Origin of the sequence: Nocardia sp. NPDC051832 (assembly GCF_040681285.1) — a bacterium.
In the GTDB taxonomy this organism is placed as follows: domain Bacteria; phylum Actinomycetota; class Actinomycetes; order Mycobacteriales; family Mycobacteriaceae; genus Nocardia.
On the sequence record NZ_JBFAYL010000001.1, the window covers coordinates 1,401,259 to 1,416,166 of the forward strand.

The 14,908-nt window shown below is 66.0% G+C and carries 14 protein-coding genes; 8 read left to right on the forward strand and 6 right to left on the reverse strand.

Going from position 1 to position 14,908, the window contains the following annotated elements; all coding sequences use genetic code 11:
* Nucleotides 1-14: 14 nt before the first annotated feature.
* The 5 genes from AB0M14_RS06220 to AB0M14_RS06240 all read right to left on the reverse strand — a co-directional run bounded on the left by AB0M14_RS06220 (nucleotide 15) and on the right by AB0M14_RS06240 (nucleotide 5,034).
* Entirely contained in the window at nucleotides 15-1,340 is a 1,326-nt protein-coding gene (locus AB0M14_RS06220; protein WP_364989389.1) for an ABC transporter substrate-binding protein, read from the reverse strand.
* A gap of 16 nt (nucleotides 1,341-1,356) precedes the next feature.
* The gene (locus tag AB0M14_RS06225) at nucleotides 1,357-2,199 is read right to left on the reverse strand and encodes a carbohydrate ABC transporter permease (protein ID WP_364991344.1); all 843 of its coding nucleotides are present in this window, start codon (nucleotides 2,197-2,199) and stop codon (nucleotides 1,357-1,359) included.
* Nucleotides 2,200-2,219: 20 nt separating this feature from the next.
* Nucleotides 2,220-3,149 (reverse strand): sugar ABC transporter permease, encoded by a 930-nt coding sequence (locus tag AB0M14_RS06230; protein WP_364989391.1) that lies wholly within the window; start codon nucleotides 3,147-3,149, stop codon nucleotides 2,220-2,222.
* A gap of 195 nt (nucleotides 3,150-3,344) precedes the next feature.
* Nucleotides 3,345-4,259, reverse strand: coding sequence for a L,D-transpeptidase (locus AB0M14_RS06235; RefSeq protein WP_364989393.1), 915 nt, complete (start codon nucleotides 4,257-4,259; stop codon nucleotides 3,345-3,347).
* Nucleotides 4,260-4,524: 265 nt separating this feature from the next.
* The gene (locus tag AB0M14_RS06240) at nucleotides 4,525-5,034 is read right to left on the reverse strand and encodes a DUF6764 family protein (RefSeq protein ID WP_364989396.1); all 510 of its coding nucleotides are present in this window, start codon (nucleotides 5,032-5,034) and stop codon (nucleotides 4,525-4,527) included.
* 180 nt (nucleotides 5,035-5,214) lie between these two features.
* Between AB0M14_RS06240 and AB0M14_RS06245 the strand changes: the two genes are divergently transcribed.
* Complete coding sequence (locus AB0M14_RS06245; RefSeq protein ID WP_364989398.1) at nucleotides 5,215-5,850, forward strand: hypothetical protein; 636 nt, start codon at nucleotides 5,215-5,217, stop codon at nucleotides 5,848-5,850.
* Nucleotides 5,851-5,886: 36 nt separating this feature from the next.
* Nucleotides 5,887-7,368 carry an MFS transporter gene (locus AB0M14_RS06250; RefSeq protein WP_364989400.1) on the forward strand — a complete coding sequence of 494 codons (1,482 nt, stop codon included), beginning with the start codon at nucleotides 5,887-5,889 and terminating at the stop codon, nucleotides 7,366-7,368.
* Nucleotides 7,369-7,433: 65 nt separating this feature from the next.
* Here the strand turns inward: AB0M14_RS06250 and AB0M14_RS06255 are convergent, their stop codons facing one another.
* A complete protein-coding gene (locus AB0M14_RS06255; protein WP_364989403.1) occupies nucleotides 7,434-8,108 on the reverse strand; it encodes a S1 family peptidase in 675 nt (224 codons plus the stop codon).
* Between the two features lie 466 nt (nucleotides 8,109-8,574).
* On the opposite strand from AB0M14_RS06255, the gene AB0M14_RS06260 reads away from it, so the two are divergent.
* Genes AB0M14_RS06260 through AB0M14_RS06285 form a run of 6 tightly spaced genes read left to right on the forward strand, consistent with a single transcriptional unit; the run spans nucleotide 8,575 to nucleotide 14,908 of the window.
* Entirely contained in the window at nucleotides 8,575-9,426 is an 852-nt protein-coding gene (locus AB0M14_RS06260; RefSeq protein ID WP_364989405.1) for an ABC transporter permease, read from the forward strand.
* Between the two features lie 4 nt (nucleotides 9,427-9,430).
* The gene (locus tag AB0M14_RS06265) at nucleotides 9,431-10,294 is read left to right on the forward strand and encodes an ABC transporter permease (RefSeq protein WP_364989407.1); all 864 of its coding nucleotides are present in this window, start codon (nucleotides 9,431-9,433) and stop codon (nucleotides 10,292-10,294) included.
* 6 nt (nucleotides 10,295-10,300) lie between these two features.
* Nucleotides 10,301-11,776 (forward strand): MCE family protein, encoded by a 1,476-nt coding sequence (locus tag AB0M14_RS06270; RefSeq protein WP_364989410.1) that lies wholly within the window; start codon nucleotides 10,301-10,303, stop codon nucleotides 11,774-11,776.
* A complete protein-coding gene (locus tag AB0M14_RS06275; RefSeq protein ID WP_364989412.1) occupies nucleotides 11,773-12,807 on the forward strand; it encodes an MCE family protein in 1,035 nt (344 codons plus the stop codon). Before AB0M14_RS06270 ends, AB0M14_RS06275 begins: the two co-directional genes overlap by 4 nt.
* Nucleotides 12,807-13,799 (forward strand): MCE family protein, encoded by a 993-nt coding sequence (locus AB0M14_RS06280; protein ID WP_364991347.1) that lies wholly within the window; start codon nucleotides 12,807-12,809, stop codon nucleotides 13,797-13,799. Before AB0M14_RS06275 ends, AB0M14_RS06280 begins: the two co-directional genes overlap by 1 nt.
* Complete coding sequence (locus AB0M14_RS06285; RefSeq protein ID WP_364989414.1) at nucleotides 13,799-14,908, forward strand: MlaD family protein; 1,110 nt, start codon at nucleotides 13,799-13,801, stop codon at nucleotides 14,906-14,908. The genes AB0M14_RS06280 and AB0M14_RS06285 overlap by 1 nt, the downstream gene beginning before the upstream one ends.

The following is a 14,908-nucleotide window of genomic DNA, read 5'->3' on the forward strand; positions in this document are numbered from 1 at the left end:
CTCCTAACGCGTTGTTACTTGGGCAGTTTCGGGGTGATCTGCCGGTCGATGATCGCTTGCAGCTGGCTCTGCACCCCGGCGAACGCGGTCGCCGGGTCGGCGTTCTGCAGTGCGATCTGCTCCAGGCCGGTGCCGATGATCTGGTCGCCGCCGGGGACGAAGACGCGGGCGTAGTCCTGTGACTTGGTCAGGGCCAGCTGGTCGATGGCGACCTTGGCCTTGGGGTTCTTCGTCAAGAACTCCTGCTCGCTGGGATCGTTGACCGCCGACTTCCGCACCGGCATGTACCCGGTGTTCTGCGAGAAGTACGCCGTGTTCGCGGGGTTGGTGATGAACTCGATGAACTTGAGCGCGTTCACCTTTCGCTCATCGGAGATGCGCGCCGGAATCGCCAGGCCGGCGCCGCCGGTCGTCACGCCGGGCCCGTTGGGATGCGGCAGGAACGCGGTGCCGAACTCCAGCTTGCCTTCGGAGTTCTTCGCGATGCCCCGCAGGTCGCCGGTCGAGGCGATGGTGGAGGCGATGACGCCCGCGCCGAAGTCTGTCGCGATCGCCGGCTTCACGCCCGCGTACTTCTTGGTGTGCACCATGTCTCGCAGGAACTGTCCGGCCTTGATGGTGCTGGGATCGGTGAACTTCAACGTCCACTTGTCGGAGTACGCGCCGCCGAAAGTCCAGTTCGGGCCCTGGAAGGTCCAGGCGAAGTAGTTCTTCGCGTCACCCCAGCCGTGCGCCAGCTTGCCGTCGCCGACGATGGCCTGGATGCGGGGGCCCCACTCGTCGAATTCCTGCCAGCTGTCCGGGCCGCGGTCGGGCAGACCGGCTTTCGACCAGACGTCCTTGTTGTAATAGAACAGCGGAGTCGAGCGCGCGTAGGGCAGCGCGTAGTGCTTGCCGTTGAACAGGTAGTCCGCCGCGAGCGCGTCGACGTAGTCGTCCAGCTGCACCCCGGCGTCGCCGAAGTGCCCGTCCAGCGGCTCGATGGTGCCGTTGAGCGCGTAGTTGAACCACCAGACATCCGACAGCACCACGACATCGGGCAGTTCACCGCCGGACAGGGCCGCGTTGAACTTCTGCGACACCTCCTCGTAGTTCTTGCCCGCGTCGACCAGGTTCACCTTCAGATCCGGGAACTTGGCCTGGAAGCGGTTGATCAGCTCGAGCTCGTAATCCTTCGAGGTGCCCGGGTGATTCGACCACCAGTTGATGGTCTTGCCGTCCCCGCCCTGCTTGCCGCCACCGCCGCCCGCGCACGCGGTCAGGGCCAGGCCGGCGGCGGCCGCGCCGGCCAGGCCGATGAAGCCACGTCTGGACAGATTCGGGAATTGTGAAGGGGGCATTGCGATCTCCTGTATTTCAGCCCTTGACCGCACCAGAGGTGAGGCCCTTGATCATGTGGCGTTGCAGTAGCAGGAACACGATGAGAATCGGCAGCATGGTCAGCAGCGTCCCCGACATGACCGGTCCCCAGTTGGTGACGGAGGTGTTCTCGGTGTTCTGCAGCAGCGTCAGACCCACCGGCAGCGTGGCGACCTCGGTGCTGTCGGCCATGAGGAACGGCCAGAGGTATTCGTTCCATTCGTTGACGAGCGTGACCACCGCGAACGCCACCATGGTCGGACCCGACATGGGCAGCACCACCCGGGTCAGCAGCCGCCACCAGCCCGCGCCGTCCATCCGCGCCGCCTCGATCACTTCCGAGGGCAGCGACAGGAAGTGGTTGCGCATGAGAAAGGTGCCGAAGGCGACGCCGCAGAGCGGAACGATGATGCCCTGGAAGGTGTTTCGCCAGCCGAGCTGGGCGATCAGCGCGTAGTTGGAGATGACGGTGATCTGATTCGGCACCATGAGCGCGGCGATGATGATCAGGAAGACCAGCGTCTTGCCGGGGAAGCGCAGGAAGACCAGGCCGTACGCGCTGAGCACCCCGAGTACGAACTTCACCGCCGCGATGATTCCGGTGACGATCAGCGAGTTCCGGAGGAAGGTCCAGTACGGCAGCGTCGTGGTCGCGTCGCTGTAGTTCTGCGGACGCCAGGTGCTCGGCCAATAGACGGCGGGCTGGGTGTAGATGTCCGGGCGTTCCTTGAACGAGGTGATGAAGATCCAGAACAGCGGCACCCCGACGATGATCAGCACGCACACCATGGCGGCGTAGCCGAGCAGCGTCGCCAGCCGCTGCCTGCGACGGTAGGACATCGTTTCGACGGCAGTCGTCTTCACCGCTCACCCCGATCCATGATGCGCACCTGAAAGAGGGTGACCAGCAGTAGTACCAGGAACATGATGGTGGCGACGGTGGCGCCGTAGCCGGCGCGGAAGTTCACGAACGTCTCCTGATACACCTGGTAGACCATGGTGGAGGTGCTGGTGCCGAGCGGCCCGCCGCGCGTCATCACGTTGATGATGTCGAAGACCTGCAGCGAGTTCAGCAGCACCGTGATGGACAGGAAGAAGGTCGTCGGGCGCAGCTGCGGCAGCAGCACTTTGGTGAAGGTCGTCCACCGGCTCGCCCCGTCGATCTCGGCGGCCTCCATCAGCTCGGCCCGAACCCCTTGCAGCGCGGCCAGATAGATGACGAAGGCGTAACCCAGGTTCTTCCAGATATAGGTGACCGTCACCATGAACAGCGCCCAGCTTGGGTCCTGGTAGAAGTCGGGCACCTGGTCCACGCCCAGCTTGTGCAGCACGTCCTGGATCAACCCGAAGCTGGGATCGAAGACGAACTGGAAGGCGACGCCGATGGCGGCGCCGGAGATGACGAACGGCGCGAACACCGCCGAGCGGACCACATTGCGGCCGAACAGCTTCCGGTCCAGCAGCAGCGCCAGCGCCAGGCCGAGCACCATGGAGCCGACCACGGCGGCCACGGTGAAGATCAGGGTGTTGGAGACGATCTGCCAGGAGTCGTCGCGGCCGAACCACTCGGTGTAGTTCTCGAAGCCGATGTAGGTGACGAACTGATCGGAGATGTTGAAGTCGGTGAAGGAGAGCCGGATGTTGTCGATCAGCGGCCGGTAGACGAACAGCGTGAGCAGCGCCAGGTTCGGAGCTACCAGGACGAAGAACAGCGCGTAGTCCTGCCACGGCCGCCCGCGCCACCCCTTACCTCGGGGCTGCGGGAGAACTCGCTCGGGTCTGGATCGCACCGCGGAAGCTTTGCGGCGCACAGCAAATAAAGAGTTAACGCCATCGGGCGTCGAGCTGAACACTCCGCGCATGCGCGCAAGTGAACCAAGGACCAGACAAACCGGTCAGTGAATTCGAGTAATTGATCGTTTAGTTCCCGGGAACGACGAAGGGCCACCGGATGCCGGTGGCCCTTGCGTTGCGTCAGGACGCGGTCAGTTCCAGTCGCCCAAACCGTCACGCGCGTTGAGGGTTCCGCCGGTGGTGTTCTGCACGATCACCGGGTCGCCCCGCTTCGCGTTCTCGAAGAACCAGCGGCCGTTCTCGGTGCTCACGTTCAGGCAGCCGTGGCTGGCGTTCGACACGCCTTGCTGCGCCACCGACCACGGTGCGGCGTGGACGAAGATGCCGCTGTTGGAGATCCGGGTGGCGTACTCGACCTCGACCTTGTAGCCCTCGGGATCGGTGATCGGCACACCGTAGGTGGAGGAGTCCATCGTCATCTTCCGCAGCTGCTCGCCGACGATGTAGATGCCGTTGGGGGTCTCGTGCTTGGGCTTGCCCATCGAGATCGGCATGGTCTGCACGACCTCGCCGTTGCGGGTGATGGTCATGGTGTGGGTGGCGTCGTCGGCGGTGGCGACGAGCGCGTCGCCGATCCGGAACGCGCTGTGGGTCTCGCCCGCCGCCACGGTCACGTCGGTGTTGTCCGGCCAGAAGTCGTTCGGCCGGAAACGCACCTGCTTGTCGCTCCACCAAGTGAAGTGGCCCGGCGCGGGCTTGGACGAAGTGACCTTGACGGCCTTCTCCACGGCCGCGCGGTCGCCCTCGGCGATCGGGTCCTTGAAGGTGATGATGATCGGCTGCGCCACGCCCACCGTCTCGCCATCGGCGATATTGATGCTCGGCGGCGCGAAGGTGACCTTCGGGGCCGGATCGGTGGCCGAGGAGCCCAGCCCGGGGAATCCGGGAATCAGCGGCTCGGCCTGAGCCGGGGCGACGATCAGGGCGCCGGCCGCCGCGATGGCCGCAGACAATAGGACGCCCTGCCGGAGCCGACGGGAGAGCCGGGATTGTGATCTCGGCAGCGACCTGTTGTGCGAACCGGCATGCATAGGTACCTCATCCATTCCAAGTAAATAGGTAGAACTCGACCCGACCCCGTCCGTCCTTCCTACCTTCCGGGCGCGACCGGAATCCAGCGCCTTCCGGGATTGATGCGGGCCGACCGGCCGGTGTGTCCTGTGACACAGAAGTTGTTGGGCGTCACCGGTATTCGGTAAAGGTGCCGGTCACCCCGGCGAGTCCCGGATGGGGCCGAATCACGTCCGTCCGTACGGTTTTGCCGCACACCAAACCGGTTCGTGACGAAGATCACGTCATGGCGGCAGTGATCTAGACGCGCAGCCCGAACGGCGTAGCCAGGCAGCTCGCCCCGGTGGCCGAGTTCCAGGCGAAGGCGCCCGACCCGAGGCACACCACGGTGTTCTCGGCGGTGCTGACCTGAGCCCGCGATCCGTTCACCGCGATCGAGACGCCGAAGGTGTCGCCGGTCAGATTCTCGCCGGAGAGTGTGGTGAGCGCGATGGCGTCCGGGCCCAGCCCGATGGCGATCGGTATCCCGCCCACGCCTTCGCTTGCCCCCACGCCGCCGGCCGCGCCGATCCCCAGCGCGATCGCGCCGAGGGTCGCGTTGGCGTAGCCGACACCGTCGAATCCGGCGGCGCGCGCCTGGCCGATGGTGTCGGTGACCGCCCGGCAGGCCGTGCGCCCGTCGACGACGGTGATGTCGATGCCGCTCTCGGACGCGCAGTGCACCCCGGCGGCCGTGGCGGCCGGACCGGGCAGCAGGAATGAGCCGCCGACCATAGCGGACGCCACGCCGAGCGCGCTGATCAGCTTCACGGACTGCCCCTTTCCCACCGGTCGCCCCACCCTAGCGGGCAAAGTTGAAAGAATCGTGTTTCTACTGGTCTCGCGGCCCGGCGTGGCGGCGCCGCCGGGCGCTTGTTACGAGTCGACGCGCGGGCGGCGATTATGTAAGCATGGCGTGTTATTTCGGCGGGCAGCTCGGGAGGACTGTACGTGTCTGGTCAACTTGAGCGGCTCGCGCTGGGCATCGGCGCGGTGGTGGCCGTGTTCGCCCTGGTCGCGTGCGGGGAAACCATCGCGGGTCAGGCGCGTCCGGCCGGCGACGGCACCATCGACGCGGTCGAGACCAGCACCGCGAAAACCACTACCGCGAAACCGAGTTCGAGCCCCCGGTCGAGCACCAGCAAGTCCGGCAGCCCGACCACCGCGGACCAGGGCGGCAGCATCGACTTCGACGCGGCCGTCGGCGACTGCGTCAGCCTCGGCGGCGCCAGCAACGATCCGAAGATCGAGAAGGTCGCCTGCGGCAGCAAGAACTCTAATTACAAGATCATCGGCAAGGTGCCCAACACCTCGCAGTGCGTCAGCGATCGGGACAGCTACTACGCCGAGAAGCGCAACGGCGTGCAGACCGGTGCCCTGTGCCTGGACATCGACTGGGTGGTCGGCGACTGCATGGACGTCGGCGGCGAGGACCCCAAGCGCGTCGACTGCACCGACACCACCGCCGCCGAGGGCGTGAAGGTGGTCAGCATCAAGCAGAACACCACCGAGGTGGCCGCCTGCGGCACCGGCTCCGGATTCACCTACAAGGAACGCAAATTCGTGGTCTGTGTCTCGGACATGTAGCAGCCTGGCACGGGTGCGGGTGATTACCGTGGACCGGTGAGCACCCTCGCGCAGTTGCCCCGTCTGCACTCGGCCACCGGCCGGTGGATCCTGCTCGCCACCATCCTCGGTTCGTCGGTGGCCTCGCTGGACGCGACCGTCGTCAATATCGCACTGCCGCGCATCGGTGAGGAGCTGAACTCCGGCCTGGCGGGCCTGCAGTGGACCTTGAACGGGTACACGCTGACGCTGGCCGCGTTCATCCTGCTCGGCGGTTCGCTCGGCGACCGGCTCGGCCGCCGCAAGGTCTTCCTCTGGGGCGCCGTCGGTTTCGCGCTCGCCTCGGTGCTGTGCGGCGCGGCGGTGAACATCGAGATGCTCGTCGCCGCGCGCGTCCTGCAGGGCGTCGCGGGCGCGCTGCTCACCCCGGGCAGCCTGGCCCTGATCTCCTCCTCCATCGACAACCGGGACCAGGGCGCCGCGATCGGATTGTGGTCCGGGTTCGGCGGCGTCGCGGGCGCGCTCGGCCCGTTCCTGGGCGGCTGGCTGATCGACCTGGTGGGCTGGCGGTCCATCTTCTTCCTCAATGTGCCGCTGGTGCTGGTCGTCGTGCTGGTGACGCTGCGCCATGTGCCCGAGAGCCGGGACCCAAGCGCCGTTGCGCGCCTGGATGTTCCGGGGGCGGTGGTGGTCGCGCTCGCGCTCGGCGCGCTCACCTTCGGCCTGATCGAGGTCAACCCGCTGCTCATCGCCGGCGGTCTGCTGTTGCTCGCCGCCTTCGTGGTGATCGAGCTGCGCAGCGATCATCCGCTGGTGCCGCCCGCGCTGTTCCGCTCCCGGGTCTTCACTGTGGCGAACCTGGTCACCCTGGCGGTGTACGCGGCGCTCGGCGGCGTGTTCTTCCTGCTGGTACTGGAACTGCAACTGGTGGCGGGCTATTCGCCGCTGATGTCGGGGGTGGCGACGGTCCCGATCACGCTGATCATGCTGGTGCTGTCGGCGCCGGCGGGGCGCTGGGCGCAGGTGCACGGCGCCCGCGTCCCGATGACGCTCGGTCCGCTGCTGGCGGCCGCGGGCCTGATCCTGTTGCTGCGCATCGGTCCCGACACCGGCTATCTCCTCGATGTGCTGCCCGGCGTGCTCGTCTTCGGGCTCGGGCTCGCGGTCCTGGTCGCGCCGCTCACCGGCGCGGTGCTGGGCGCGGTACCGGCCAGCGAGGCCGGGGTGGCCTCCGGCGTCAACAACGCCGTCGCCCGGACGGCGCAGCTGCTCGCGGTGGCCGCGCTGCCCGGCCTGGCGGGCATCTCCGGATCCCTCGCCGACCCAGCCGAGTTCGACCGCGGCTTCGCCACCGCGATGTGGATCTGCGTGGGGCTACTGGTGACCGGGGCGCTGCTCGCGGCGGTGCTGCTGCGTCCGGAACGCAAACCGCCGGTGCCGCTGCGCAAGGCCCCGGAGCCGGATCGCATCGACTGTGTCCCGCAGTGCGCGATCGCGGGCCCGGCCCTCGCCCCGCGCCGATCGCTGTCCCAAGCCTGAGATCCGTTGCCCGGAAACGACGATGGGCGGGCGCCGGAGCGCCCGCCCATCGTCGAGGTATCAGCCTAGATAGGCCGGAAACCAGCTCCGACGCCGCCGCGGGCGTTGATGTCGTCCATGATCACGTTCATATTGGTGCCGACCTCGGGTCCGAAGCAGGCCACCGCGAGATAGGCGTTCACCATGCCGACCAGCGTGGAACCGACGACCACCGGCGCGCCGGAATCGCCTTCCACTACGCACATCTGGGTCCAGGTCTCGATCTTGCTGTCGAACACGTCGCCCCAGACCAGGCCACAGGTGTTGCCGGTGGTGCGGCCTTCCTTGCAGACGATCTGCGGAAACTGAGCAGGCGCACCGATGTTGGTGATGGTGACGCCGCCGATCCGGTTCACCGGCACGATGCTGCCCGGCGTGAACTGGATGACCGCGTAGTCGAGATCGTGGTTGGAGTAGACAAATCTGCCGATCACGCCCGCGTCCCGATCGGACTCGGCGTAGACCTGCGCACCCGCGTCGCCGCAGTGACCGGCGGTGAGACCGACGAGCCGGCCCGCGTTGTCGTAACCGACTGTGGTGACAGTGCATTCGAATTGATTGTCGATGATGATCCCGGAGCCGCCACCCAGGACCGGTGGGGCGGGCGCGGCTTGCGCGGCTCCAGCGCCCGTCCCGAGCAGCGCCGCACCCAGGGCTACGGCGAAGGCGGCGTTGGCCACCTTGGCGAGTTTGCTGAACATGTCCCTCCAGACGTCGGAAGCCCGCACGATATCAATCTGTCGCACCCATCGTGTCAGTATTCGGGCTCGGGCGCGTCATCTGCGCGGTGGTGTCGCTGATAGCGAGGCCCTATTGAAACCGTTTGAACGGGCCCGAGTTTTGTATTTCGGGTACGACATCGGATTGTGCAATTGGCATTGGAAAACAGTGCTTTTTTAGATGAATGTTTTCCTTGTAATTGCCCGGAGATACTCCCCACCAGGCGGTAACGCCGCAGGTGAACTGTAACGGGTTCTAGAACTTGCTCGGGCTTTTTGGGGTACTTCCCAAATGCTGGACGCGTGTCCCTGGCATTTGTCCGCGCAGTGACATCAATCTATGACTGCAATCACATGACCATGGTGTGTTCTGCACTACTCCGTAGTAAGGTGCGTCAAGCAAACAGTCGTCGGGGTTGTCCAACCTGGCGTCGAGAGGGGATAGCGAGTGCAATCGACCAAGAGCCCACCGAGGTCACGGTTCAGTGATGCGGTCGATTGGACGAGGGGTTACTGGGAAGACCATCCGAAGAAGTCGCTGGAGACCTTCGGTCGCCAGATCACCATGGGAATCGCCGCTGTCGCGGAGCTTTTCATCGCGATCTTCCGGCGCCGCTTCCCCTTCAACGAATTCGTGCGCCAGTGCGCCTTCATGGCGAATGTCGCCGCGGCGCCAACCCTGTTGGTAGCGGTGCCGATCGGCGTGATCGTCTCGATCCAGGTCGGCGCGGTCGCAGGTCAGGTCGGCGCCACCTCGTTCATCGGCGCGGCCAACGGCCTCGGCATCATCCAGCAGGGCGCGCCACTGGTCACTTCGATCATGATCGCCGGCGCGGTCGGATCGGCCATCTGCGCCGACCTCGGCTCGCGCACCATTCGTGAAGAGATCGACGCCATGAAGGTCATGGGCGTCGATCCGATGCGCCGCCTAGTCGCCCCTCGGCTCGGCGCCGCCATGCTGGTCAGCGTTCTGCTGTGTGGCTTCGTGGTTTTCGTCGGCTTCCTGACCGGCTACATCTTCAACATCTTCGCCCAGAACGGCACTCCCGGTTCCTACATCGGCACCTTCTCCTCCTTCGCGGTCACCATCGACCTGTTCGTCGCCCTGTTGAAGTCGCTGATCTTCGGCCTGCTCGCGGCGATCATCGCCTGCGACACCGGGCTCAACACCCGCGGCGGCCCCGGCGGCGTCGCCAACTCGGTGAACTCGGCGGTGGTTTCGTCCGCCATCATGTTGTTCGGAGTGAACCTCATCATCACCCAGATCTATAGCGTTCTCTTCCCCCCACAGGTGGTCTGAGCCGGTGTCCTCAACTTATGTGCCGCCGCTGCTGCGGCCCCTTCAGCAACTCAGGCGCGCCGGGAATGCCCCGGTCGACCTGCTCGCCCGCCTGGGTCACCAGGTCTTCTTCTTCCTGCGCTCGCTCGGCTCGATCCCGTTGGCGCTCAAGCACTACCCCAAGGAAGTGTGGCGGCTGCTCTCCGACGTCACCTGGGGCAACGGCAATCTCGTCGTCGGTGGCGGCACCATCGGCGTCGTGGTGATCCTGAGCGGATTCGGCGGTATGACCGTCGCGATCCAGGGCTATACCTCGCTCAACCTGCTCGGTCTGAGCCCGATCACCGGCGCCATCTCCGCCTTCGCGACCACTCGCGAACTCGGTCCGCTGCTGGCGTCGCTGGCGTTCGCCGCACAGGCCGGCTGCCGGTTCACCGCGCAGCTGGGCGCCATGCGGATCTCCGAGGAGATCGACGCGCTGGAATCCATCGCGATCCGGCCGCTGCCGTACCTGGTGAGTACTCGGATCTTCGCCGCGATCGTGGCGATCATCCCGCTGTACTGCCTGGGGCTGGCCGTCGCCTACATCTCCTGCTCGCTGACCGTGCAGCTGATCGGCGGTACCGCGAGCGGAACGTACTCGCACTACTTCTATCAGTTCCTGATACCCACCGACGTGATCTACTCGTTGGCGAAAGCGATTCTCTTCGTCGCGATCACCACGTTCATCCAGTGCTACTACGGCTTCTTCGCCTCCGGTGGCCCGGAAGGCGTCGGTGTCGCGGCCGGCCGGGCGATCAAGATGTGCATCATCCTGGTCGTCTTCGCGGACCTGTTCATGACGCTGGCGATCTGGGGTACCGACGCTGGAATCCGGATATCGGGGTAGGGCGAGATGATCATTGATCCGAGTGGGCGCGGGCCCACGATGCGGCAGTTGCTCGTAGCGGGCGTGGCGGGACTCATCGTCTTCGCACTGATCCTGGGCTTCCTGATGGCCCGGTATCGCGGCTATTTCGTGCCGAAGGTGAACGTGGTCGCGGAGCTGACCACCACCGGTGACGGACTCCCGGCCAAGGCGGACGTGAAGTTCCGCGGCGTGCTGGTGGGCGCGGTCAAGGCCGTCGACGTGGCGGCCCGGGGCGAAATGCAGAAAGTCCAGATCGAGATGAAACCCGATCTGGCCAAGGGCGTTCCCGCCAATGTCACCGCCCGGGTGGTGCCCTCCAACCTGTTCGCCGTCACCTCGGTCGAGCTGGTCTTCAACGGTCCCTCCGACCAGTTCCTGGCCGAGGGCGCGGTCATCCAGGAGGACCGCAGCCAGGGCACCATCGCACTGCAGGACACGCTGACCTCGGTCGAGAAGGTGCTCGACAAGATCGACCCGGTGCAGTTCGGCCGCGTGCTCGGCACGCTGTCGCAGGCGCTGGACGGCAGCGGCCGGATGCCCGGCTCCACCGTCGAGCGGCTGGATCGCTGGCTGCTCTCGGTGGACGAGTCCATCCCGGATCTCGGTGTGATGCTGGGTGATTTCGCGGCCTCGTTCCGCGCCCTGAACCAGTCCGCGCCGGAACTGCTCGACGTGGTGAACAGCTCGGTGGAAACCGCGCGCACCATCGCTGATCGCCGCGCCCAGCTGGTCGAGCTGATCACCGGCACCAGCACCACCGTGGACAAGGTGAACGATCTGTTCGCACGCAATCCCGATGTGGGCAAGCAGCTCACGGCCGGGACCAGCGACATGTTCGGCGCACTCGCCGCGGATCCGCAGGCCGTCACCCAGGCGATCCTGAACCTGGGCAACTCGACGGCCAAGCTGAACACCGTCTTCCACTGGGGCACCCAGCAGCAGATGGTGTGGAACCTGGGGATCACCCTCACCCCGTACAAGCCGTGGACCGTCGCGGACTGCCCGCGCTACGGCGAACTGGCCGGACCGAGTTGCGCCACCGCGCCGGCGGAGGCGATCCTGCCGCCGGTGCCGGAGAACATGAAGCCGCGCCGGCTGGATTCGTCCATCGGCCTGCCGCCGCTGCTGCCGATGCCGGGCCTGCCGATGATCCCGGGCCTGACCACCGAGGGCGCGCCCGCGCCGACCGCCGTGGATCCGGCCCAGCCGTTCTCGGGCACGCCCCTGGAGGGCCTGTTCCCGTGGCTGCCGGGTCTGCTCGGCGGCGGCCAGCCCGCGGCGCCGGCCGCTCCGGCCGAACAGCCGGAGGTCAAGCCGGCCGCGGCGCCGATCGCCTACCAGGGCGAGGACGCGATGACGCAGCTGCTCGGCCGCAAGCCGACGGCGTCGGAAGTGTTGCTGCTCAGCACGATCATGAGGAACGGAACCCTGCAAGTGACTCCAGGTGGCGGTAGCCGGTGAGTATTAAAAAACCCCTGATCGGCTTCAGTCTCTTCGCGATCGTCTCGATCCTGGTGACCGTGGTCGTCTGGAACACCCTGGCGCGCATCGTGCCCGGCGACACCAGGACCTACTCGGCGATCTTCACCGACGTGCTCGGTCTGCGCGAGGGCGACGACGTCCGGATGGCGGGCGTGCGCGTCGGCAAGATCGAGAAGATCGAGCTGGACACCAAGAACAACGCCAAGGTGACCTTCATCGTGCAGGCCGACCAGACGGTCTACGACGACACCAAAGCGCTGGTCCGGTACCAGAACTTGATCGGCCAGCGCTACGTCGCGCTGGCTCCGGGTCAGTCTTCGTCGCCGCAGCCGCTGAAGAACAAGGCGACCATTCCGATGGAGCGCACCGAACCGTCGTTCGACGTGTCGGCGCTGCTCAACGGTTTCCAGCCGCTGTTCCAGGTGCTGCAGCCCGAGCAGGTCAACCGGCTCTCGGAGACCTTCATCCAGGCATTGCAGGGCGACGGAGTCTCGTTGAGCGCGTTCGTCACCCAGGCCGCGGCCTTGGCCTCGGACTTCCAGCGCCGCGACGCCATCCTCACCGACGTGATCGTGAACCTGTCCGGCGTGATGCAGGGCCTGGCCAAGCGCGGTGACGAACTGGAGACCCTGGTGACCCAGACCCGGTCGCTGATCGGCGGGCTGTACGAACAGGGCCAGTCGCTGCAGGGCTCGACGGTGGCGATCGCGGACGCGACCAGCTCGCTGGTCGACATGATCGGCAAGGTGCAGCCGAAGATCCAAGCGGCGCAGAACTCCACGCACGCGACGCTGACCCTGTTGATCAACACCGGCGCGCAGCTGGATCAGGCGGCGATCGACCTCCCCGCCATCCTCGCCAACGCGGGTGTCTTCACCTCCGAAGGCACCTTCGCCAATGCCTATCTCTGCCATCTGGATATCTCGCTGTACGGGGTGCTGTTCCCGCGCGGCTTCCTGGAGCGAACCGGACTCGGCGGCAAAACTCACTCGGCGGTGTGCAGGCCATGATGACCAAACTCAAGCGCAGGTTCGACAACAACCGCTACTTCTGGCTCGGCCTCATCGGCGCCGGGGTGGTCGTGGTGATGCTGGTGGTGTCCAGCGTGTTCCGGCTGCTCGGCGTCGGTGACCAGACGGTGAAGGCGGAGTTCGCCCAGGCCGCCGGCATCCGCGTCGGCGACAAGGTGGACGTGGCCGGCGTGCCGGTCGGCACCGTGGCTGGGGCGAAGATCGAGGGCGATCACGTCCTGCTGGAGCTCAACGTCAACAGCGATCTGAAGCTGGGCCCGGACGCCCGCGCGTCCATCAAGATGGCCACGCTGCTCGGCGCCCGCTATGTCGACCTGGAACCCGGCGACGGCTCCGGGCTGCCCGGCAAGCGGATCCCGAAGTCCAACACCGACGTTCCGTACAACCTGGCGGACGTGGTGCAGATCGGCACGCCGAAGTTCGAGGCGCTCGACACCCGCAAGCTCAACGAGTCGCTGAACCTGATCAACCAGGAACTCAGCAACCCGGAGCTGATGGCGCAGGCGCTGGACTCGGTGGGTGCGCTGGCCAAGGTCATGGACGCCCGCAAGACCGAGGTCGACGGCCTGCTGAAGGATCTGAACAAGGTCACTCAGCTGCTCGCCGACAACCGGAACAGCGTGCTGCTGATCATCACCCAGGGTGAGGCGATCGCCAACCGGGTGATGGAACGCCAGGGTCTGCTGCGCCAGCTGCTCGACAACGTGGCCATGCTGACCCGGCAGCTGCAAGAGCTCGGCGCCGAGAATGACGGCCAGCTCGGGCCGACGCTGGACCAGCTCAACACCGTGGCCGAGGGCCTGCAGAAGAACAAGGACAACTTGGACCGCCTGCTGTCCATCGCGCCGACCTCGGTGCGCTACCTGGCCAATGCCTGGGGCAGCAACGGCAACTACGCCGAAGTCGGCTTGCCGTGGCTGTTCCCGGACAACTGGCTGTGCCGTGCCGCCGTGATCGAAGGGTGCCAGTGATGAACGTGAGGACCCGGTTGAACAAGCAGAAAATCAGCCGCGCGGCCGTGCTGGGCGCGACCGCCCTGGCCATCGGCAGTTGCTCGCTGGTGCCGAGTTCGGTGAACGACGCGCTCGGCACCACCACGACGATCACCGCCGACTTCGAGAACATCGCCGGCATGTACGAGGGCAACCCGATCACCGTGCTCGGACTGCAGGTGGGCAAGGTCGACAAGATCGTCCCCAAGGGCACCTTCGTCGAGGTGCACATGTCCATCGACAACGACACCAAGATCCCGAAAGAAGCGATCGCCGCGATCATCTCGCCGTCGATCGTCACCGACCGGCATATCGAGCTGACCCCGGTCTACACCGGCGGGGACACGCTGAAGGACGGCGAGCATCTGCCGTTGCAGCGCACCCGGACGCCGGTCGAGCTGGACACGATGATCAAGACCATCGACCAGTTCGCGGCGGCGCTCAAGCCGCAGGAGGGCCAGGAGGGCATCGGCGCGTTGTCCGGCCGCGTGCTCTACCCGATGGTGAACGGCAACGGCGAGAAGATGCGGGACACCCTCAACGCGCTGTCCGGCGCGCTGAAGGTCGGCGTCGACAACAAGGACGCGGTCTCCAACATCATCATCAAGCTCAACGAGCTGACCACCATGCTCGCCGAGAACGACCAGTCGGTGCGGGATTTCAGCAACCGGATGACCCAGATGACCGGGCTGCTCGCCGAGCAGGCGCCCGGTCTGCAGGCGACGCTGGAGCAGATCAACGACTTCCTGGCCAACACCAGCTCGGTGTTCGTGCAGTACCAGGACAAGCTGTCGGGCACGCTCACCGGCTTGACCACGGTCACCCAGCAGCTGCGCGACAACGCCTACGGCCTCACCGAGATCGTCGACACCGCACCGATGCTGCTGCAGAACATGGATCGCGTGGTGAATCGCGAGAAGGGCTTCATCCGGCTGCACGGCGTCATCGGCACCGCGCTCAGCGGCGAGATCGTGAGCGTGTTCTGTGAGCGCATCCAGATGCGGGCCGACGGCTGCCGCACCGGCAACATGCAGGATTTCGGGCCGGACTACGGTCTGACCGCCGCACTGCTCGGACTGACGAAATGA

Excerpts from the sequence above, each read along its gene's own strand:
- AB0M14_RS06220 (WP_364989389.1), bottom strand. The coding sequence starts at position 1,340 with ATGCCCCCTTCACAATTCCCGAATCTGTCCAGACGTGGCTTCATCGGC.
- AB0M14_RS06255 (WP_364989403.1), bottom strand. The coding sequence starts at position 8,108 with ATGTTCAGCAAACTCGCCAAGGTGGCCAACGCCGCCTTCGCCGTAGCC.
- AB0M14_RS06270 (WP_364989410.1), top strand. The coding sequence starts at position 10,301 with ATGATCATTGATCCGAGTGGGCGCGGGCCCACGATGCGGCAGTTGCTC.
- AB0M14_RS06225 (WP_364991344.1), bottom strand. The coding sequence starts at position 2,199 with ATGTCCTACCGTCGCAGGCAGCGGCTGGCGACGCTGCTCGGCTACGCC.
- AB0M14_RS06280 (WP_364991347.1), top strand. The coding sequence starts at position 12,807 with ATGACCAAACTCAAGCGCAGGTTCGACAACAACCGCTACTTCTGGCTC.
- AB0M14_RS06285 (WP_364989414.1), top strand. The coding sequence starts at position 13,799 with ATGAACGTGAGGACCCGGTTGAACAAGCAGAAAATCAGCCGCGCGGCC.
- AB0M14_RS06235 (WP_364989393.1), bottom strand. The coding sequence starts at position 4,259 with ATGGATGAGGTACCTATGCATGCCGGTTCGCACAACAGGTCGCTGCCG.